A 20,476-nucleotide genomic window follows, 5' to 3' on the forward strand; every position below is an offset into this window, starting at 1 on the left:
ACAACGGGGTATGTCTGACAAAGTGTGTCGGCAGGGTTTGGGGCCGCTTCGCAGCCCAGCGGGAGCAAGCTCCCTCGCCACAGTTATGTGGTCAACGCAAGGCCAACAGCCCCTGCACCAACGGCTCAAGCTCCAGATGATTGACAGCCTTCACCGTCTCGATCATCTCGGCAGGCCAGCTCTCAAGACCCAGGCAGGCCCCGAGCATTGCCCCGAGTATCGCCGCGATGGTGTCAGTGTCGCCGCCAAGGCTGGCGGCCATGCACAACGCGTCGAACGCACTCATCTCGCCAACGGCCACTTGCTGCGCCAGGGCGAACGACACCACCACCGATTCCTGCGAGGCCACCGACGTGCCGATCACGTCGTACAGCAGATCCGCCAGCAGCGCCTTGTCACTGTCGACGCTGATGGTTCGCGCCCAACTGATGCGCGAAGCAATACGCCCACCGGCCACCCAGTGACCATGTGCCTCGGCCTGTTGCGCGATCTGCTGACCGAGGTTCAGCGCCTCGCCCAGATCCATGCCATTGATCCCGGCCGAAACCACCGCCGCCACCGCCGCCGCACTGGAAATCCCCAGCGTGGTGTTGTGGGTGACCTGACAGGCCTGCATCACGGCTGCGATGAAACCCTCGGGATCGGCGACGTTGGCGGCGATGCCCACCGGAGTGATGCGCATCGCCGCGCCGTTGGTGGTGCCGTAACGCCCGGCCTCCTCCGGCGAGTGGCCGGCGAGGATCATTTCAATGGCGCGTTTGGTCGACGGGCCGAGCAGGTCCTGCGAGCCCTTGGCCTGCATCTCGGCTTCCCATTCGATCAGCCGTTGGGCGAGCATGGCAGGTTCGATGCGGCCCTTGCCTTCGACCAGCAACTCGCCGACCAGAATCGCCTGTTCGGTGTCGTCGGTGATCGAGCCTTTGGGCATGTTGGCGGCGATCGGTTGCAGGGGACCGGCGTCCTGCAGATCAGTGATTGTGCCAAAGCGGGTCTTGATCGTTTCGCGGTTCAGCGACTGCGTCGGCATGCCCAGCGCGTCACCGAGAGCCAGGCCATAAAACGCACCGAGGGCACGGTTGAGCGCGGTCATTTCGATTCTCCAAATTGCAGGTGCAGGCGGAAATGCACCGGGTCGAGCAGGCTTTCGACCTGCTCCATGAAACGGTTCTGTCGGTCGTAGGTGGTGCGCAGGGCCTTGAGGAACACGGTCCCCACCGGGCGCCCGAGCAGTTCGGCGTCTTCGGCACTCAGCGGTTCGGCGCCGATCCACTGATCGCCGCGCTCGCCGATGTAGCCGTAGGCAGCGAGGGTGATGGTCAGGGAGTTGTCGATCAGACCGACGCGCGGCAGGCTTTCCAGGCCGCCGGTGGCCGGCATCAAAGAGCGTTCGAGGGAGACCAGCGTGCCATCGTTGGCGCGGCGACGGCGGTCGAGGGTGATGAATTGGTCGGTGCCAAAGCGCGAGAGCAGGTCAGGCCGGGTCACCGCTTCCAGACGAAGCACTTCGGTGTTGATCAGCGCCCCGCTGTCGGCCAAAGCCTGCGCCCAGCCGCTGCGCTGATCGAGCACCACACCGTCGAAGGTGACTATCGAGCCGACCCCGCTTTGGGTGGCGATGTAATTGCGCCGTTTCAGTTCGGCCAGCGCTTCACGCAACGTGCCACGGCTGACGTTGAATTCCTGAGCCAACTGATGCTCGCCGGGCAACAGAAAGCCGTCCTCCATGAGGCCGCTTTCAATGCGCCGGACGAGTTCGTCGACCACCCGTTGTTTCTTGTCAAATCGTACCTGTCTAATCATGTACAAAGTGATACCCGAAACGGGCGCACACGAGCAAGGGGTTTTTAGGAGAGATGACGGAAGGTCAGGCGCGGCGCGGCCAACTGTGGGAGCGGGCTTGCTCGCGAAAGCGCTGTGTCAGACGCCGAAAATATTGCCTGACACACCGCATTCGCGAGCAAGCCCGCTCCCACAGGGGGATTGAAGTTACCGTTGTTTCAGGCGGTCGATGACGACGGCCAACAGCAGGATCGAACCACGGATCACATACTGATAAAACGTATCAATGTTCTTCAGGTTCATCGCGTTCTCGATGATCGCCAGAATCAGCACCCCGGCAATCACGTGGCGGATCATGCCGATCCCGCCACTGAGCGACACCCCGCCAAGCACACACGCAGAGATCACGGTCAGCTCGAAACCCTGGCCAATCATTGGCTGCCCAGAGGTCATCCTCGACGCCAGAATCACCCCGGCCAGCGCACCGATCACGCCGTGCACGGCAAAGATAATGATCTTGGTCCGGTCAACGTTAACCCCGGCGAGCAACGCCGCTTCCTGGTTGCCGCCGATGGCCATGGTGTTGCGCCCGTAGGTGGTGTAGTTCAGCAGCCAGCCGAAGAACAGGAAGCAGACGATGGTGATCAGGATCGGCACCGGCACGCCGAACAACTGGCCGTTGCCGAAGACGAAGAACGATTCCTGCGACACGCCCACCGCTTTGCCGTTGGCAAAAATGTAGGCCAGACCGCGAACGATCTGCATGGTCGCCAGCGTGGTGATCAGCGCGTTGACCCGCAACTTGGCGATCACGATGCCGTTGATCAGCCCGACAATCAGGCCCATCACCAGCGCCGCACTGACGCCGAGGAACACGCTGTTGGTGTCGCGCATCACCACTGCCGCCACCACCCCGGCGCAGGCGATTACCGAGCCCACCGACAAGTCGAAGTGCCCCGACGCCAGGCAGTAGAGCATGGTGCACGCGGCAATGCCGGTAGTGGAAATCGCCAGGCCCAGCCCGCGCATGTTCAGCGGCGAGAGAAAGTTATCGATCAGCAAGGTACAGGCGACGAAGATGCCGATGGCCGCCAGCAGCATGACCCAGTCGTCGAGGAAGCGCCGCAGGTCCAGCGGTTTGCGGGGAGTCGGCAGCGCCTTGTTTTGGATGGTCATCATGTTCACCTCTCAGTTCGCCACGCCGTCAGCGCGATGGCGCGGCAAAGCCAGTTGCAGCAGGTTGGATTCATTGGCCTGGTCGCGGCTGACTTCGCCGCGCAGCGCGCCTTCGCAGAGCACCAGAATGCGGTCGGAAATGCCCATCACCTCCATGAGGTCGCTGGACACCACGATCACCGAAATGCCGTCGGCGGCCAGGTTATGGATGATCTGGTAAATCTCGGCCTTGGCGCCGATGTCGATGCCGCGAGTCGGCTCATCGAGCAGCAGGACCTTCATCGGCATCGACAGCCAGCGACCGAGAATCGCCTTCTGCTGATTGCCGCCGGACAGGAATTTGATCGGCTGACCGGCGTGCGGGGTTTTGACTTTCAGCGCCTTGATCTGCTTGTCGGCGTTGCCCTTCTCCCACAGCCCGCGCAGCAGGCAGCCGAGGCTGGCATTGGCGCCGCGCGCGCTGATGTTGATGTTTTCGGCAACGCTGGCCAGCGGGATGATCCCCTCTTTTTTCCGGTCCTCGGGGCACAGCAGGATCCCGGCCGCAATCGCATCGCGCGGTGAGCGCAATTTCAATTCATGACCGCGCAATTCGAGACGGCCGGCGGTGGTGCGCTCAAGCCCGCTGAGCAGCCGGAACAGCTCGGTGCGCCCGGCCCCGACCAGGCCGAACAGCCCGAGAATCTCGCCCTTGTGCGCCTCGAAACTCACCGGCTCACGCAGGCCCGGGCCGAGCAAACCGTCGACCTTCAACGCCACCGCGCCGCGCGGGCGACTGCGGTAATCGTAGATGTCCTGAATGTCGCGGCCGACCATGCAGGTCACCAGTTGATCGTGGGTCAACTGGCTCATGTCATCGAAGGTGCGCACGTAGCGGCCATCCTTGAACACCGTCACCGCGTCGCAAATGCGGAACACTTCTTCCATGCGATGCGAGACGTAGAGCACCACTTTGCCCTCATCGCGCAGGCGACTGATGATCGCCATCAAACGGTCGATTTCGCGCGCCGAGAGGCTGCTGGTCGGCTCATCGAAGGCGATCACATGCGCGCCACGGGACAGCGCCTTGGCGATTTCCACCAGTTGCCGCTGACCGAGTGACAGGCGCCCGACCTTGGTCTGCGGATCGATTTCGTCGGCCAGGCCCTTGAGGCAGGCCAAGGCATTCTGGCGCAGGACGCCACGGTTGATCAGGCCGAAACTGGCCGGCAGATGGCCGAGAAACAGGTTCTCGGCGACGGTCATTTCCGGCACCAGATGCAGCTCCTGGTGAATCACCGCGACGCCGCTGCCGATGCTGTCGGCGGTGGACTTGAACGCCATGGTCTGCTCGCCGATCTGCAACTCGCCGCTGCTCGGGATGTAAGCCCCGCCGAGGATTTTCAGCAGGGTCGATTTGCCGGCGCCGTTCTCGCCCATCAAGGCGTGCACCTGCCCCGGATGGGCGACGAAGCTGATGGCGTCCAGCGCCTTGACCCCGGGGAAGGTCTTGCCGATCCCGTTGAAGCGCAGGCTGCCGCCGGCGCTGTTTTCATGTGTCTGTACTTGCGCGTGCATCTGAGTCACCTCTTCACACCGATCGAGCAGCCATCAATTCCACAGGCCGATTTTTTCCAGCTCTTGCTTGAAGTTCTCGCGGGTGATCAGGGTGACGTCGTCCATCGCCGTGTATTTCGGCGGTTCTTTGCCGGTGGTGACCCACTCGTACATCATCTCGGCGGTCTTGTAGCCTTCGATGTGCGGGCTCGGCAGCATCGAGCCGAAGAAACCACTGTTGGGCTTTTTCAGCTCGCCGATGGCGTCGGTGCCGTTGATGCCGATGCCAATCACGTTGGCCGCAGCGAACCCGGCGGCTTCGGTGGCGCGTACGCCGCCGAGCACGGTGTTGTCGTTCATGCCGCCGATGATCAGGTTCTTCGCCGCGCTGGGCAGCTTGACCAGCGCCGAGTTGGTGGCGTCCATGCTGCCCGGCACATCGAGGGTTTTCAGCGCCGCGGTCAGGATGTGGTCTTTCGGCAGGCCGGCGTCTTCGAGCGCCTTCATCGAACCGTCGGTGCGCTTCTTGCCGGTGTCGAGTTCGTTGTAGGTGTTGACCACCGCGTAAGTGTCTTTCCAGTCCCAGTTGCGTTTCTTCGCTTCGGCAACCATCGCGTTGCCCTGCTTCTGGCCGACCTCAAACGCGGCCATGCCGAGGTACGGCACGTCTTCCATGAACTTGCCGTTGGCGTCGACGAAACGGTCGTCCACGGCAATCACTTTGAGGTCATTGAGTTTGGCTTTGGCCATGATCGCCGGGCCGAGGGATACATCCGGCGGGCAGATCACGAAGCCTTTGGCGCCGTTGGCCGCAAGGCTGTCGATGGCCGAGAGGGTTTTCTCACCGTCTGGCACGGCGATCTTGATCAGTTCGAAGCCTTTGTCCTTGGCGGCTTTCTCGGCAAAGGCCCACTCGGTCTGGAACCACGGCTCTTCAGCCTGTTTGACCAGGAAACCGATTTTCACGGCATCGGCAGCGAGCAGCGTACTGCTCAGACTGAAAGCGGTGACCGCCAGGGCGGTACTGCACAGGGTACGAATCCCGAAACGACGTTTCATAGCTGACTCCTTGTTATTTTTTTTGAGCAAATTAAACAGTTTGTGGTGGCGTGACACGTACTGCTGCAAAGCCTGTTGAAAATAGTCATATCGTATGATGATTGGATTTCACGCGGAGTTCACCGCCTGAAACCCGATCTGCTTAGTCGTGGTACATGACCGAGCGCCCACCATCGATGGTGATGCACGAGGCATTAATGAACGGCGCTTCATCACTGGCCAGAAACACCGCGGTCATCGCCACTTCGGTCGGCTGGCCGATACGTTTCGGCGGGTGCAGATCGAATGCGCGCTGACGCTCGGCGTGCGGATCAGCAAAGCCGTTCCAGTAATCGACGTTGAGTTGCGTCTCGATGTACCCCGGCGCGATGGCGTTGACCCGAACACCCTTCGCCGCGTATTCGATGCCCAGCGCCCGGGTCAGCCCGAGCAGGCCGTGCTTGGCCACCGGGTACGGGAAGCAGCCGGGAATGATGTGGCTGGAATGAGTCGAGGCAATGTTGATGATGCTGCCGACGCCCTGCTCGATCATCTGCGGCAGCACGGCTTTGCAACCGTACCAGGCGCCGTCCAGATCGATGGCGAAGCAACGACGCCAGTCTTCTTCGGTCATTTGCAGCGGGTCGCGGAACACGTTGACCCCGGCGCAATTGACCAGCACGTCGATGCGCCCGTGCAGCTCGATGGCCCGTCTGGCCATGGCATGCAGGTCTTGCTGGAGCGAGACGTCGGCCTTGATCGCCTGCACGTCGTAGCCCTGCTCGCGCCAGTGGGCAGCGACCTTCTCGACTTTTTCTGCCTGAATATCGCTGATCACCAGTCTGGCCTGCTGCGAGGCGAAAGTGGCAACGATCGCCTCGCCGATGCCTTGCGCGGCGCCGGTGAGCAGCACCACTTTGTTTTTCAAACGCTCACCCTTCGGCGGCGCGGGCACCGGCGGCAAGGAAAGAGGTTCAGCCATTGATCAGGACTCCTGCTCGTCAGCACAAAAAAACCGGGCATCTGCCGATGTCCGGTCTGGAAAACTGTGAAAACGAAACAGGCAGGCGCGGCGAGCGACGCCGGGCCGTTGCGAGACGCTGACTCCGCTGAGGAGTGCGATAGAGGTTCGCTGCATCACTTCACCTGTTTTGTTCTTTTTAAGTGTGAGTGCGTGTTACTGCTGGAGCCGACTATAAACCCGACCGCCGAATAATCTCAATATATAATTTTGCATCCCATATTTTGGGATTCAGCCTGCAAACCGCGTGCAGAGTTTGCCCGGCACATCGACCCGCATCGACAGCACCGCGCCATCGAGTGGGTGGTTGTGCGGACTCTCAGCACTGGTGACGTACAGGGTTTTCAGGTCTTCACCGCCGAATACGCAACTGGTTGGCCGGCTGACAGGCAGATCGATTTTGCGGTCGACCTTGCCGTCCGGCGTCAGGCGCAGCAGGCAGCTGCCGTCCCAACGGGCGTTCCACACATACCCTTCGGCGTCCATCGCCGAACCGTCCGGGCCGCCCTGCCCGTCTGCGGCGTACCAGACCTCAGGGCTGTTGAGCTTGCCGTCGGTCTGAATGAAATAGCGATTGAGCGCCCCGTCGAGGCTGTCGCCGAACAGCAGCGTGGTGCCGTCGTCGCTCCACAACAACGTGTTGGGAATGCCGAGACCGAGCAGCAATGGCGTGACACGCCGGTCGGGGTCAATGCGGAACAAGCCACCGGAACGACGCTCGATCGGCAGGTCTTCGCCGTTGTCGCCGATGTTGTTCTGCATGGTGCCGAGCCACAGTCGGCCCTGGGCGTCGCAGCGCGCTTCGTTTGGCCGATTGCCCGGTTGCGGGTCGGCGATGCACAACAGCGTCAGGCGTGGTTCGAGACCGGGGGAATCGAGATCCAGGCGGTACACGCCGCTGCTCAGGGTCACCAACGCGTCGCCACTGGCACAGGGAATAAACGCGGAAACGTGCTCGGGCATCTGCCAGATCTGCACGTTGTTGCCGATCAGCCGCAACGCCTGCTTGCCGGCGATATCGACCCAGTACAGCGACTGGGTCGGGGCATCCCAGAATGGCCCTTCGCCGAGCTTGGCGCGGTGTTGGGTTACGGCGGTCAACGGCATATCGAATCCTTCATGTTGTTGTTTTAACTGTAGGAGTGAGCCTGCTCGCGATAGCGGTGGGTCAGTGACGACGATTGTGACTGACCCACCGCCATCGCGAGCAGGCTCACTCCTACAGGGGGATTTGTGTTTTCAACTGGCTTTTTTGTCGGCCATCACCTGCGGGTAAAAGCGTTTGATCGCCAGGTCGGCGTTGTCGATCAGTGTCATGCAGGCCCATACGCCGCGCGCCGCATCGCGGGCGGCGATGGCGTCGGCCATGTCTTTGTGGATCGGCAATGTGCGACGCAGTTCATCGGGGTCGGCGGCCGAGACTTCAAACGACACGGCGAGCAAGGCGCCGAGGGCCGGGACCATTTGCTCGATGAACTGGTTGTGGCTGGCCGCCAGAATGCATTCGTGGAAGGCCTGGTCGGCACGGTTGTAATCGATGCCGCTGTCGACCGCCCGTTCCAGCGCGTTGTAGGCAAGTTGCACCGCGTGAATCTGCTCCAGGCTGGCGCGCTCGCAGGCCCAGCGCACAGCCATCGGTTCAATGGTGCGGCGCAGGTCGAGCAGGTCATCGACGAAATTTTCCGGCAAACCATTGCGCGAAAGCCAGCCAACCACTTGCGGATCGAACAGGTTCCAGCGCCGCACCGGCAACACCCGGGTACCGACCTTGGGCCCGACTTCGAGCATGCCTTTGGCGACCAGGGTCTTGATCGCTTCGCGAATCACCGTGCGGCTGACACCGAGCTGCTGACCCAGATCCGCCTCGACCTTGATCGCCTGCCCCGGTTTCACCTGGCCAGCGGCAATCCAGCTGCCCAGCCAGTCGACCGTTGATGCATGAAAGCTGCTGGACATGAAGACCTCAAAGCGCTTGGCGATGGGTGTCCACGCTAATGATCATATGATTGGGTGTCAAATCAGATTTTCAGGTTGTCCATCAATCAATGTGGGAGGGGGCTTGCTCCCGAAGGCAGTGCAGCAGTCAATACACAGGGTGACTGTCACACCGCCTTCGGGAGCAAGCCCCCTCCCACATTTGATTCATTGTCAGGGCTCGAGGCCGATGCGGAAGAACTCGCCGCCGCTCCACACACCCAACCAGCGCTGCCCGTCGATTTCGCGACTGACCGCCAGTTCCACCAGTTGGTAAAACACATTGCGGTGAATCAGCGCTTCGAGGTTGGTGCGCACATGCACGTAAGGCGCGGGTTCCTGCGTCGCCGGGTCGATCTCGACGCGGATCGGATGTTCCGGTCCGGCCTCGGCGGTCTCTTCAACGTTGGTGGTGAAACGCAGGACCTGCGCTTCGCCCTCGCCTTCGACCTCAACGGCAATCGCCACAAACGGCGCATCGTCGACCTTGATCCCGACCTTTTCGACCGGGGTAATCAGGAAGTAATCATCGCCGTCGCGACGGATGATGGTGGAGAACAGCTTGACCATCGGCTTGCGCCCGATCGGCGTGCCCAGGTAATACCAGGTGCCGTCGCGGGCGATACGCATGTCGATGTCGCCGCAGAAGTCCGGGTTCCACAAGTGCACCGGCGGCAGGCCTTTGGTTTTGGGGATCTGTCCCAACAGGTCATTGGCTTTTTGCGGGCCACTCATGGCGTACTCCTTGGTTTATTGGTCGCTGACTCCCAGCAGGCTGCGCGCGTACTGTGCCAGTGGCGGGCCGATCAGGTCTTCAGGCTTGTTGTCGTGGAACGTCAGTAAACCGCCACGACTCTTGATCCGTGCAGTATCAATCAAATACTGGGTGCTGGTCTCGATCAACATGATCTGAATCACCCCGCCGTCGATGCCTAGGCGATCCACGGCTTCCTGATCGAGCCACTCATCGGAGTTGCCGATGCGGTCGTCAGCCTTGGCGAAACGGGTGTACAGCAGGTAGTGGGCGCCGGCATCGCGGGCCTCGCCCATCGCCTGATCAAGACCTTCCGGGGCACGGGCGCGACGGACCATCGGGAAGTATTCGACAAAGCCCTTGAAGGCTTCTTCGGCCACCACGTTCGGCCGTGGGTAGGAGCCACCCGGCGGCGCAAATGCGCCCTGGGCGATGTAGATGAACGAGTCCGGCTGAATGCGGAAGTTGTTCACCCGACGGCTGTCGCTGTGATCCAGCAGCCCCGCGTCGCTCATCTGATAGCGAGTGCCTTCGGCCATATCGCTGACAGTCATACAGCCGCCAAGCGCCAAAACGGCCAGCAGCAAAACCAGGCTACGCATCCTCATCCTCCAGAAGCCGGTGACGGAAAACCGGCGAATGGCCGTTGGATGCAGCTTTTGCGCCAGCTCAGGAAATTCGTTGATTGTAAGATCGTATTCGCGAGCAAGCTCGCTCCCACAGGGTTTTTCGCAATCCTGTGGGAGCGAGCCTGCTCGCGAAAAAGAGGGTTCAGCCGCCGATAATCTTCATGACCGTAGCGCCACCGGAGAACGCCACTTCCTGCTTGTCGCCCAACGCCTTGACCAGCAGACGCTGCAGCGCCGGCAACGCCTGATGACGCGGCTTGTCGAGCAGATCACCGACATAGTGGCGATTGCTCGACGACAGGCAGCCATGCAGCCATCCCGTCGATGACAGGCGCAGACGCGAACAGGTTCGGCAGAACGGCACGCTTTCGTTGGCGATCACGCCGAAATGGCCTATGCCCGGGATCGCATAGCGCACGGCCGTGGCATCCACCGGCGCATCGGCCTGGGCGTACTCGTAGCGCTCGCCGATCAGGCTCAGCAGTTGCTGCAGGCTGACGAACTGTTGCAGGAAGGCATTGGAGTCGGTGGCGAGGTGGCCCATGCGCATCAACTCGATGAAACGCAGCTCGTAGCCACGCTCCAGGCAGTAATCGAGCAGCGGCATCACCTGATCCAGGTTCTGCCCGCGCAACGGAACCATGTTGACCTTGATCTTCAGCCCGGCGGCTTTTGCCTGATCCATGCCATCGAGCACGGTCGCCAGATCGCCGCCACGGGCGATACTGCGGAACGCACCGGCGTCCAGGGTATCGAGGGATACGTTGATCCGGCGTAGACCGGCATCCACCAGCAGCGGAAGTTTTTTCGTCAGGAGTTGTCCGTTGGTGGTCAGGCTGATGTCTTCCAGGCCCATCTTGCCGATGGCGCTCATGAACGATTCGAGTTTGGGGCTGACCAGTGGCTCACCGCCGGTAATACGCAAGCGCTCGATGCCAGCGGCTTCGATCAGATAAGCCACGCCGCGCGCCATGGCCTCGGCCGACAGTTCATCCTGCGCAGCCACCAGCCGCTTGCCGTTGGGCACGCAGTAGGTACAGGCGTAATTGCAGGCTGAAGTCAGGCTGATGCGCAAATTGCGAAAACGCCTGCCTTGACGGTCAACGATCATGATCACTCCGGCGATAGATTTTCGAGCCGCTAAAACTTGACTCACAAATCAAGTTTTAGCAAGCCCTATGCCTGAGTATATTCCTGCGGTACTGCGTCATGTAGCGAAATCATGGCGCAATAAGGCCGCTGAATGATTCAGCTGCTCGGCGTTTCCGGATCACGCTTGCGCTTGTTGCCCATGCGCACGCCGATGTCCATCAGGAACTGGAAGAAACCTTCCTGATCTTCCAGCACATTGCTCCAGAACGGCGAGTGATACAGCGCCACCGCGCCGTGCACCAGCGCCCAGGACGCACAGTAGTGGAAGTACGGCGGCACGTCTTCGAGCTTGCCTTCGCTGATCCGGCCCTTGATGAGCAGGGTCAGGCGTTCGAAGTTCGAGGCACGGATCTTGTGCAGCTCCTCGACCATTTCCGGCACCTGATTGCCTTTTACGACCTTCTCTTCGAGACGGTCGAACAGGCGGTAGCGCTGCGGGTCGCGCATGCGGAATTCGAAGTAGGCACGGGACAGCGCTTCCTTGTCCTTGTCGACATCGGCCGAATGCAGCAGCTCATTCAGATCGCGCTCGTAATCGAGCATCAGGCGCAGATAAATCTCGGCCTTGGATTTGAAATGCTTGTAGATCGTGCCTTTGCCGATACCCACGGCATCAGCAATCATCTCGACGGTGACACTGTCTTCACCTTGTTCGAGGAACAGCTTGAGCGCGGTATCGAGAATTTCTTGCTCGCGGCGACGAAACTCACGGACCTTACGAGGTTCTTTGTGCATAAGAAAAGGTCTGAAGGGTCAAAATTCGAAGCCGCGTATTATGCCTAACTTGCGCAAAAATGCACGGATCATCCGACCATATCTGTGTTTCTTGTTCATTTTGAGAACGTTTTGGGCGCAATGAGAACTCAACTGAAGCGAACGTATTCCAAATTTGTTTAAAAACCCCGACCGGCTAACTGGACTGCACGCCAGACTGATCAATACTTGAACTGTCGGGCGACATCTCCCCCAAGTGTCGCGCCGATAAAGGTACCAAGGGACCGTGTGCCTTTGTTTTACTCCTAATGGTCTTAACCCGGATTCACCCCCCAGAACCCGGGTTTTTTTTGCCTGCGATTTGCCGATGACCTACATGACAGATTTGACAGAGGCCAGCGGAAACAACCGCTTGAAGTTGTCGGTGGTCTGCTCGGCAAACCGCTCGTAGCTCTCCCCACGCAGCATCGCCAGAAACTCCGCTACTTCACGCACGTACTGCGGCAGGTTCGGTTTGCCGCGATACGGGATCGGCGCCAGATACGGCGAATCGGTTTCCACCAGCAAACGATCGGCCGGCACTTTGCTCGCCACATCACGCAGGGCGTCGGCATTGCGGAAGGTGACGATGCCCGACAGGGAAATGTAATAGCCCATGTCCAGCGCGGCTTTGGCCATGTCCCAGTCTTCGGTGAAGCAATGCAGCACACCGGCCTGGGGCAATGCCGCTTCGCGCAGCAGCTCAAGGGTATCGGCACGGGCGCCACGGGTGTGGATGATCACCGGTTTACCGGTCTGCTGGGCGGCTTGCAGATGCAGGCGGAAGGATGCCTGCTGCAGCTCGGCGGCTTCCGGCTCGTAGTGATAATCCAGACCGGTTTCGCCGATCGCCACCACTTTCGGGTGATTGAGTTCGTGCAGCAGCCAGTCAAGTGCAGGCGCCGCGCCCGGTTGCACATCCAGCGGATGCACGCCGACCGAACAATCGACGTCGTCATAGCGCTCGGCGAGAGTTTTGACGTCGGCGGCGTTATCGGCACTCACGCCGATGCACAGAAAGTGCCCGACCCCGCGCTGGCGAGCCGCATCGAGTGCAGCATCCAGCGAACCGTCATGGGCGGCGAGGTCGAGGCGATCAAGGTGACAATGGGAATCTACGAGCATAAAAGGACTGCAACTTACATCGTATGAGTGGGACGGTCGGACTTCAGGGCTCCGGCCAGATGAGTTTCAATGCGACTGCGGGCGGTGTTGTCGCCTTCATTGAATTGCACGCCGACGCCGGCGGCACGATTGCCTTGCGCGCCTTTGGGGGTAATCCAGGCGACCTTGCCGGCCACCGGAATCTTCTCCGCTTCATCCATCAGGTTCAGCAACATGAACACCTCGTCGCCCAACTTGTAGCTCTTGTTGGTCGGGATGAACAGGCCACCGTTCTTGATGAACGGCATGTAGGCGGCGTAAAGCACCGATTTGTCCTTGATCGTCAGGGACAGGATGCCGTTGCGCGGCCCGGGGCTGATGGCTTCATTCATGTTGACCTCCACTGCTGATGTTCAGAGTCTAGGTACACATTCTTATCTTTGGCCAGGCAATCCCGCCCATTGCACCAACAACGCTTCCAGCAGCAGTGCCGGGTTGAGGTTGGCTTTGCTCAGGACTTTCTGCCGCTGGGCGAGAATCCAGTCCTGAATATCAAGGACTTTGCCCTGGGCGCTTTTCTGCGCCAGGTACTGCACAACTTTGCGCATATCGGTCAAACCGAGGCCGGCTTCATCCTGGGTCAGTTGATAGCGCAGGATCAGGCTCGACCAGTCGCAAAACCAGTCGAACAGGCGCAGCATCGGAATGCTTTTCCACTCTTCGGCCAGTTGCGTCGGCGATTGCTGCTGCTTGAGCAGTTTCTTCACCCCTTCGACCACCTGTGCCCGCTGCTCGCGTACGCCCTGGGACTGCAGACTGACTGCCGCCAACGGCGAGCCTGCCGCCAGCGTCAGCAATTCGATGCGCTCCTCTTCGGAGCACTCCGGCAGCGCCTGCGCCAGCCATTGCAGGCTCATGGCCTCACCCGGCAGCGGACACGCCTGCTGCACGCAGCGGCTCTTGATCGTTGGTAGCAAACGGCTCGGCTGGTGGCTGACCAGCAACAGCACGGTATCGCCGGAAGGCTCCTCCAGGCTTTTTAGCAAGGCGTTGGCGGCGTTGATGTTCATCGACTCCACCGGCTCGATCAGCACCACCTTGCGCCCGCCCAACTGCGCGGTCTGCACCACGAAACTGACCAGATCGCGCACCTGATCGACCTTGATCGCCTTATCGGCTTCTTCCGGCTCAAGGATGTAATTGTCCGGGTGGCTGCCAGCCTTGAGCAGCAGGCAGGATTTGCACTCGCCGCACGCCTCGGGCGTCGGACGCTGACACAGCAGGCTGGCCATCAGGCGCTCGGCCAGCGCGCGCTTGCCGATCCCGGCCGGGCCGTGCAGCAAGTACGCGTGGGCGTGCTGGCTACGTCCGGCCAGTTGCTGCCAGAGGCTGTCCTGCCATGGGTAGGCCTCAGCCACGAATCAGCTCCCGCAAGTTCGGAATCAGGGTATCCAGCGCTTGCTGAACCTTGACCAGTGACTGACCGGCATCGATGCGCACATAGCGCGCAGGATCGGCTTCGGCGCGCTTGAGGAACGCATTGCGTACCGCTTCGAAAAACGCCCGGCCTTCCAGTTCAAAGCGATCCAGCCGACCACGGGCAGTAGCGCGGGCCAGGCCGATTTCTACCGGCAGATCGAAAATCAGCGTCAGATCCGGCCGCAGGTCGCCCTGAACGAACGTCTCCAGCGCGGCAATGCGCTCCAGCGACAAACCACGACCGCCGCCCTGATAGGCGTACGTCGAATCAGTGAAACGATCACACAGCACCACAGCGCCACGAGCCAGCGCCGGGCGGATCACTTCGGCCAGATGCTGGGCGCGCGCGGCGAACACCAGCAACAGCTCGGTGTCGGGGTTCATGACTTCATCGGCCGGGGCCAGCAGCACATCGCGAATGCGCTCGGCCAGTGGCGTACCGCCGGGCTCGCGGGTCAGCACCACTTCGATACCTTCGGCGCGCAGACGCTCGGCGAGGTATTCGCGGTTGGTGCTCTTGCCGGCGCCTTCCGGGCCTTCCAGGGTAATAAACAAGCCAGTCACAGGCAGTCCTTAATCAAAGTCATTGCGCGTTTTGCGGTGCCGCTGTCTCAGGCTCGGCAGCAGGGGCCGGGGCTGGCGCAGGATCCTGAGGTGGAACCTGCGGCAGCACCTCAGGAGCGGTATCCGGGGACGCCGCGGGAGTCGCCTCCTCCGTCGCCGAGGCAGGCGCATTCGCCGGGGCCGGGCTGGAGCGGTAATCGGCGCGGCGTTTGAGCTGGAACTCGCGCACCGCACTGTTGTGTGCATCCAGGTCATCGGAGAACACATGGCTGCCATCGCCGCGGGCGACAAAATACAGGCTGTTGCCTTCCACCGGATTAAGCGCGGCGTGAATCGCCTCGCGGCCGACCATGGCAATCGGCGTCGGCGGCAATCCGGGAATCACATAGGTATTGTAGGGCGTCGGCTCCTTGAGATGAGCACGGGTCAACTTGCCGGTGTAGCGATCACCCAGGCCGTAGATCACGGTCGGGTCGGTCTGCAACTGCATCCCCAGCGCCATACGGCGCACAAACACGCCGGCAATTTGCCCACGTTCCTGCGGCACACCGGTTTCCTTCTCCACCAGCGAGGCCATGATCAGCGCCTGATACGGCTCACTGTACGGGGCATCGGCCGAGCGGTTTTCCCACTCTTTGGCCAATACCTCGTCGAGGCGGTCGAAGGCTTTCTTCAGCAATTCGACGTCGGAGACGCCCCGCACAAAGCGGTAGGTATCCGGGAAGAATCGCCCTTCCGGGAACAGCCCGCGATGGCCGATTTTCTCCATCACTTCACTGTCGCTCAAGCCCTTGAGGGTCTGCTCGATCTTTTCATCTTTGGCCAACGCGGCACGGACCTGGTGGAAATTCCAGCCTTCGACCAGCGTCAGGCTGTACTGCACCACTTCGCCACGCTTCCACAGGTCGATCAGACCGTTGACGGTCATCCCTGGCTGCATGCGGTATTCGCCAGTATGGATCGGTGTGCCGGCCAGATTGAAGCGCCAGTAGATGCGCAACCAGAAGGCGTCCTTGATGACACCATCGGTTTCGAGTTCAAGAAAGGTACGGGTCGGCGTCGAGCCTTTTGGCACATCCAGCAGTTCTTCCTGCGTGATGTTCAGGGGCTGTTCCAGCGCCGAATGAATTTTCCAGGCGCTGGCGCCCATCAGCAGCCCTGCCAGAACCAGTCCGGTTTCCAGCAGCAGCAAGAGTTTACGTCTCACGAATCAAGCATCCAGTAGCGCGCGGGCAATGGTTTGCAGTTTACGGGTGAGCGGGCCAACCGGCCAGCTCAGTGCAGCGTAGGCACGTACCGGCCAGACGCCATACACGCTGTTGCAAACAAAGACTTCATCAGCCCATTGCAGCTGTTCGAGGCTGATGTCGGTGATTTGGGTGGGGATGGCCAATGACTCGGCCTGAAACAATATTTCGGCACGCATCACACCGGCCACGCCACAGCGCTGCAGATCCGGGGTGATCAGTACGCCGTCGCGCACCAGAAACAGGTTGCTGAATACGCCTTCGATGACGCGCCCGGCCTGATCAAGCATCAAGCCTTCGGCATGTTCGCCATCGTGCCATTCGGCCCGGGCGAGCACTTGCTCCAGACGATTCAGATGCTTGAGACCGGCCAGCAACGGCTGGTTGGATAATCGCGTGACGCAGGGAAACAGGCGCACGCCCTGCTCGCCATGCACGGCAGGATAAGCAGCAGGCGGATTGCCTTGCAGAATGCGTCGACCCTGTGCCGCAGGATCGGGTGCGTAGCCACGCAAGCCGTCACCCCGGGTGAGAATGAGCTTGAGCACGCCCTCGCCCATTGCCGCGGCATAAGCCAGCAGCTCGCTGCGAACCAATTCGATATCCACGGTGATGGCCAGACGCGAGCAACCCTCGGCCAGACGCGTCAGATGACGATCCAGCAATACCGGCTGGCCGCCGTGCACGGCAATGGTCTCGAACAGACCATCGCCGTAAGCCAGGCCGCGATCTTTCAGCGACAGAGCGTCAGCCGGCTGACCGTCGACCCAGCTGTCCATCACCCGGCGAACCGACGGAATGCCAATGTGCCGTTGGTGCCGCCAAACCCGAAGGAGTTGGACAGTACGACATCGATGTCCATGTTGCGCGCAGTGTGCGGCACGAAATCGAGATCGCAGCCTTCATCCGGCTCGTCGAGGTTGATGGTTGGCGGGGCCACCTGGCTGTTGATTGCCAGCACACTGAAGATCGCCTCGACCGCGCCCGCCGCACCCAGCAGGTGACCGGTCATGGACTTGGTGGAGCTGACCGCCAGGTTGTAGGCGTGATCACCGAACACGGTCTTGATCGCGTTGGCTTCGGCAAGGTCGCCGGCCGGGGTCGAGGTACCGTGGGCGTTGATGTACTGCACCTGGTCGATGTTGATCTTCGCATCGCGCAGCGCATTGGTGATGCAGCGGGCTGCACCGGCGCCATCAGCAGGCGGCGAAGTCATGTGGAACGCATCGCCACTGGTGCCAAAGCCAATCAGCTCGGCGTAGATGGTGGCGCCACGGGCCTTGGCGTGTTCGAGCTCTTCGAGTACCAATGCACCGGCACCGTCAGACAGCACGAAGCCATCACGGCCCTTGTCCCATGGACGACTGGCGCGAGTCGGCTCATCGTTGCGGGTCGACAGCGCACGGGACGCGCCGAAGCCGCCCATGCCCAGACCGCACGCGGCCATCTCGGCACCACCGGCGATCATCACGTCGGCCTCGTCGTACATGATGTTGCGCGCGGCCATGCCAATGCAGTGCGTACCGGTGGTACAGGCAGTGGAAATGGCGTAATTCGGCCCCTGTGCACCCAGATGGATGGACAGAAAACCGGAAATCATATTGATGATCGAGCCTGGCACGAAGAATGGCGAGATTCGACGCGGGCCCGTCTCATGCAGGGTACGGCTGGTTTCTTCGATGTTGGTCAGACCGCCGATGCCCGAACCCATGGCCACGCCAATGCGTTCACGGTTGGCGTCGGTGACTTCCAGACCGGCGTTGCGAACAGCCTGAAAACCCGCGGCCAGACCGTACTGAATGAACAGGTCGAGCTTGCGTGCTTCCTTGACCGACAGGTATTCCTCGACATTGAAGCCCTTTACCGAGCCGCCAAAACGGGTGGAATAGGCAGAAAGGTCGGTGTGTTCGATCAGACCAATGCCACTGCGGCCAGCCAGAATGCCCTGCCAACTGCTCGGCACATCCGTGCCCAGTGGCGACAACATACCCATACCGGTGACTACGACGCGTCTACGCGACACAGCACTCTCCTTTTTCAAATGACGACTTTGCATCAGGCCTAAAGAAAAAACCGCACGCCATGATGGCAGTGCGGTTTTTCCATGACAGCAGACAACGATTACAAACTATTACGCCTGGTGGCTAGTAACGTAGTCGATTGCAGCTTGTACAGTAGTGATCTTCTCAGCTTCTTCGTCAGGGATTTCGGTCTCGAATTCCTCTTCCAGAGCCATCACCAGCTCAACGGTGTCAAGGGAGTCGGCACCCAGGTCTTCAACGAAGGAAGCAGTGTTGACCACTTCTTCTTCTTTAACGCCCAGTTGCTCGGCAACGATTTTCTTGACGCGCTCTTCGATGGTGCTCATACCTTGTTTTCACTCCTAATGGACAAATTCAGGCAGCTGGCCAGTGGGTAAGTGTATAGAAAGGCTTTTCAGCTTTTCAACTGAAAGCTTCACTCCTCAAACCCTGCGGCCCTCTGCCTATAAATAGATTGCAGCTTTATAACGGATTTTAGACAGCTCGTATGACATTTTTTTGAAGCAATCCGTCACATTTTACTTACATGTACATCCCACCGTTCACCGGGATTGTAGCCCCAGTAACGTATGCCGCACCGTCGGATGCAAGAAAAGCGACCACCGAGGCGATCTCTTGAGCTTGTCCCAGACGACCCAGCGGAATCTGCGTCTGCAAGGCTTCACGCTGTGCTTCCGGCAGTTCGCGGGTCATATCGGTGTCGATGAACCCTGGGGTTACCGAGTTGACCGTAATCGAACGCGAACCGACTTCACGCGCCATCGCACGGCTGAAACCTTCCAGACCGGCCTTGGCGGCTGCATAGTTTACTTGGCCTGCGTTGCCCATGGCACCCACCACCGAGCCAATACTGATAATTCGACCCCAGCGCGCCTTGGTCATGCCGCGCAAAACGCCCTTGGACAGGCGATACAGACTGTTCAGGTTGGTATCGATCACGTCATACCATTCATCGTCTTTCATGCGCATCATCAGGTTATCGCGGGTGATGCCGGCATTATTGACCAGAATCGCCGGCGCGCCGAACTGCTCCTGAATGCTTGCGATCACGGCGGCAACGGATTCGTCGCTGGTCACGTTCAGTTCCAGACCAGTGCCCTGAATACCGTGCTCTTTCAGTGTCGCAGCAATCGCCTCGGCACCCTTGGCGGAGGTCGCGGTGCCAACAACGATGGCGCCCTGACGACCCAGCTCCAGTGCGATAGCCTGGCCGATACCGCGGCTTGCACCGGTGACCAGTGCAACTTTACCTTGCAGACTCATGCAAGTTTCTCCTGATTCAGGCCAACGCTGCGCGGGCGGCAGCGAAAGCGTCTGGGGTATTGAGGTTGGAAGTCGAAACGCCTTCGGCGCAACGCTTGTTCAGACCGGCCAGGACTTTGCCCGGGCCGCATTCGATCAGATTGGTCGCGCCTTTGGCAGCCAGCGTCTGAACCGATTCAACCCAGCGAACGGGCTTGTACAGTTGTTCAAGCAGATCGCGCTTGAGGGTTTCCAGATCGGCCGGCACTTGCGCGCTGACGTTCTGTACTACCGGGATCTGCGGCGCCTGCCAGTTGATGGCGGCGATGGATTCGGCAAAGCGCTCGGCAGCCGGACGCATCAGCTCGCAGTGCGACGGCACGCTCACCGGCAACGGCATGGCACGCTTGGCGCCACGGGCCTTGCAGCCCTCGATGGCACGCTCAACCGCAGCCTTGGCACCGGCAATCACTACCTGACCCGGCGAGTTGAAGTTCACCGCACCGACCACTTCGCCTTGCGCCGCTTCAGCGCAGGCTGCCAGCACGTCAGCGTCTTCCAGACCGAGGATCGCAGCCATGCCACCCTGACCGGCCGGAACGGCTTCCTGCATCAGCTGGCCACGGCGCTCAACGAGCTTCACCGCGTCAGCCAGGCTCAGACTGCCGGCAGCAACCAGGGCGCTGTATTCACCCAGGCTGTGACCAGCAACAAATGCCGGATGCGCGCCGCCTTCAGCCAGCCACAGGCGCCACAGGGCGATCGAGGCGGTCAGAATGGCCGGCTGGGTTTTGTCGGTTTGATTGAGCAGTTCTTCCGGGCCCTGCTGGGTCAGTGCCCACAGGTCATAGCCCAGAGCCTCAGAGGCTTCTTTGAATGTTTCGAGGATCAGCGGATGTTTCGCGCCCAGCTCGGCGAGCATGCCGAGGGACTGCGAACCCTGTCCTGGAAAGACGAATGCGAGGGAAGCAGACATGTAACAAGCC

General features: G+C 60.6%; 22 protein-coding genes. All 22 read right to left on the minus strand.

Annotation, left to right across the window (positions count from 1 at the left end):
- Positions 1-91: 91 nt before the first annotated feature.
- A complete protein-coding gene (locus tag ACS4NR_RS13780; RefSeq protein ID WP_166496892.1) occupies positions 92-1,090 on the minus strand; it encodes an ADP-ribosylglycohydrolase family protein in 999 nt (332 codons plus the stop codon).
- Positions 1,087-1,800, minus strand: a complete 714-nt coding sequence (locus ACS4NR_RS13785) for a GntR family transcriptional regulator (RefSeq protein WP_095137218.1) — start codon at positions 1,798-1,800, stop codon at positions 1,087-1,089. Before ACS4NR_RS13785 ends, ACS4NR_RS13780 begins: the two co-directional genes overlap by 4 nt.
- Positions 1,801-1,986: 186 nt before the next feature.
- Positions 1,987-2,955 (minus strand): L-arabinose ABC transporter permease AraH, encoded by a 969-nt coding sequence (gene araH, locus ACS4NR_RS13790; protein WP_027612371.1) that lies wholly within the window; start codon positions 2,953-2,955, stop codon positions 1,987-1,989.
- 12 nt (positions 2,956-2,967) lie between these two features.
- On the minus strand, positions 2,968-4,512 hold the full coding sequence (gene araG, locus ACS4NR_RS13795; RefSeq protein WP_115984081.1) for an L-arabinose ABC transporter ATP-binding protein AraG: 1,545 nt from the start codon (positions 4,510-4,512) through the stop codon (positions 2,968-2,970).
- A gap of 33 nt (positions 4,513-4,545) precedes the next feature.
- The gene (locus ACS4NR_RS13800; protein WP_095137216.1) at positions 4,546-5,550 is read right to left on the minus strand and encodes a substrate-binding domain-containing protein; all 1,005 of its coding nucleotides are present in this window, start codon (positions 5,548-5,550) and stop codon (positions 4,546-4,548) included.
- 142 nt (positions 5,551-5,692) lie between these two features.
- Complete coding sequence (locus ACS4NR_RS13805) at positions 5,693-6,511, minus strand: SDR family oxidoreductase (RefSeq protein ID WP_456017691.1); 819 nt, start codon at positions 6,509-6,511, stop codon at positions 5,693-5,695.
- A 270-nt stretch (positions 6,512-6,781) separates the two neighbouring features.
- On the minus strand, positions 6,782-7,657 hold the full coding sequence (locus tag ACS4NR_RS13810) for an SMP-30/gluconolactonase/LRE family protein (protein ID WP_456017692.1): 876 nt from the start codon (positions 7,655-7,657) through the stop codon (positions 6,782-6,784).
- Between the two features lie 132 nt (positions 7,658-7,789).
- Positions 7,790-8,506, minus strand: a complete 717-nt coding sequence (locus tag ACS4NR_RS13815) for a FadR/GntR family transcriptional regulator (RefSeq protein ID WP_253149912.1) — start codon at positions 8,504-8,506, stop codon at positions 7,790-7,792.
- Between the two features lie 192 nt (positions 8,507-8,698).
- On the minus strand, positions 8,699-9,259 hold the full coding sequence (locus ACS4NR_RS13820; RefSeq protein ID WP_095137212.1) for a DUF1285 domain-containing protein: 561 nt from the start codon (positions 9,257-9,259) through the stop codon (positions 8,699-8,701).
- Between the two features lie 15 nt (positions 9,260-9,274).
- Complete coding sequence (locus ACS4NR_RS13825; RefSeq protein ID WP_115984085.1) at positions 9,275-9,880, minus strand: DUF4823 domain-containing protein; 606 nt, start codon at positions 9,878-9,880, stop codon at positions 9,275-9,277.
- Between the two features lie 169 nt (positions 9,881-10,049).
- Positions 10,050-11,018 (minus strand): GTP 3',8-cyclase MoaA, encoded by a 969-nt coding sequence (locus tag ACS4NR_RS13830; RefSeq protein WP_456017693.1) that lies wholly within the window; start codon positions 11,016-11,018, stop codon positions 10,050-10,052.
- 137 nt (positions 11,019-11,155) lie between these two features.
- Entirely contained in the window at positions 11,156-11,794 is a 639-nt protein-coding gene (locus ACS4NR_RS13835) for a TetR/AcrR family transcriptional regulator (protein WP_007950805.1), read from the minus strand.
- 351 nt (positions 11,795-12,145) lie between these two features.
- The gene (locus ACS4NR_RS13840) at positions 12,146-12,937 is read right to left on the minus strand and encodes a TatD family hydrolase (protein WP_115984087.1); all 792 of its coding nucleotides are present in this window, start codon (positions 12,935-12,937) and stop codon (positions 12,146-12,148) included.
- A 14-nt stretch (positions 12,938-12,951) separates the two neighbouring features.
- Positions 12,952-13,308: a PilZ domain-containing protein gene (locus tag ACS4NR_RS13845; RefSeq protein WP_027612362.1), complete on the minus strand. Its 357-nt coding sequence runs from the start codon at positions 13,306-13,308 to the stop codon at positions 12,952-12,954.
- A 42-nt stretch (positions 13,309-13,350) separates the two neighbouring features.
- Positions 13,351-14,334 (minus strand): DNA polymerase III subunit delta', encoded by a 984-nt coding sequence (locus ACS4NR_RS13850; RefSeq protein ID WP_041069199.1) that lies wholly within the window; start codon positions 14,332-14,334, stop codon positions 13,351-13,353.
- Positions 14,327-14,959 carry a dTMP kinase gene (tmk, locus tag ACS4NR_RS13855; RefSeq protein ID WP_456017694.1) on the minus strand — a complete coding sequence of 211 codons (633 nt, stop codon included), beginning with the start codon at positions 14,957-14,959 and terminating at the stop codon, positions 14,327-14,329. Before tmk ends, ACS4NR_RS13850 begins: the two co-directional genes overlap by 8 nt.
- A 19-nt stretch (positions 14,960-14,978) precedes the next feature.
- Positions 14,979-16,166 (minus strand): endolytic transglycosylase MltG, encoded by a 1,188-nt coding sequence (gene mltG, locus ACS4NR_RS13860; RefSeq protein ID WP_456017695.1) that lies wholly within the window; start codon positions 16,164-16,166, stop codon positions 14,979-14,981.
- 3 nt (positions 16,167-16,169) lie between these two features.
- Positions 16,170-16,985 (minus strand): aminodeoxychorismate lyase, encoded by an 816-nt coding sequence (gene pabC, locus ACS4NR_RS13865; protein ID WP_456017696.1) that lies wholly within the window; start codon positions 16,983-16,985, stop codon positions 16,170-16,172.
- The gene (fabF, locus tag ACS4NR_RS13870; protein WP_003227039.1) at positions 16,985-18,229 is read right to left on the minus strand and encodes a beta-ketoacyl-ACP synthase II; all 1,245 of its coding nucleotides are present in this window, start codon (positions 18,227-18,229) and stop codon (positions 16,985-16,987) included. Before fabF ends, pabC begins: the two co-directional genes overlap by 1 nt.
- 108 nt (positions 18,230-18,337) lie before the next feature.
- On the minus strand, positions 18,338-18,574 hold the full coding sequence (gene acpP, locus ACS4NR_RS13875; RefSeq protein ID WP_003175607.1) for an acyl carrier protein: 237 nt from the start codon (positions 18,572-18,574) through the stop codon (positions 18,338-18,340).
- A 196-nt stretch (positions 18,575-18,770) separates the two neighbouring features.
- A complete protein-coding gene (gene fabG / locus ACS4NR_RS13880) occupies positions 18,771-19,511 on the minus strand; it encodes a 3-oxoacyl-ACP reductase FabG (protein WP_027612356.1) in 741 nt (246 codons plus the stop codon).
- A gap of 16 nt (positions 19,512-19,527) precedes the next feature.
- Positions 19,528-20,466, minus strand: coding sequence for an ACP S-malonyltransferase (gene fabD / locus ACS4NR_RS13885; RefSeq protein ID WP_456017697.1), 939 nt, complete (start codon positions 20,464-20,466; stop codon positions 19,528-19,530).
- Positions 20,467-20,476 lie beyond the last annotated feature (10 nt).

It is taken from the genome of Pseudomonas sp. JQ36, from assembly GCF_053851495.1.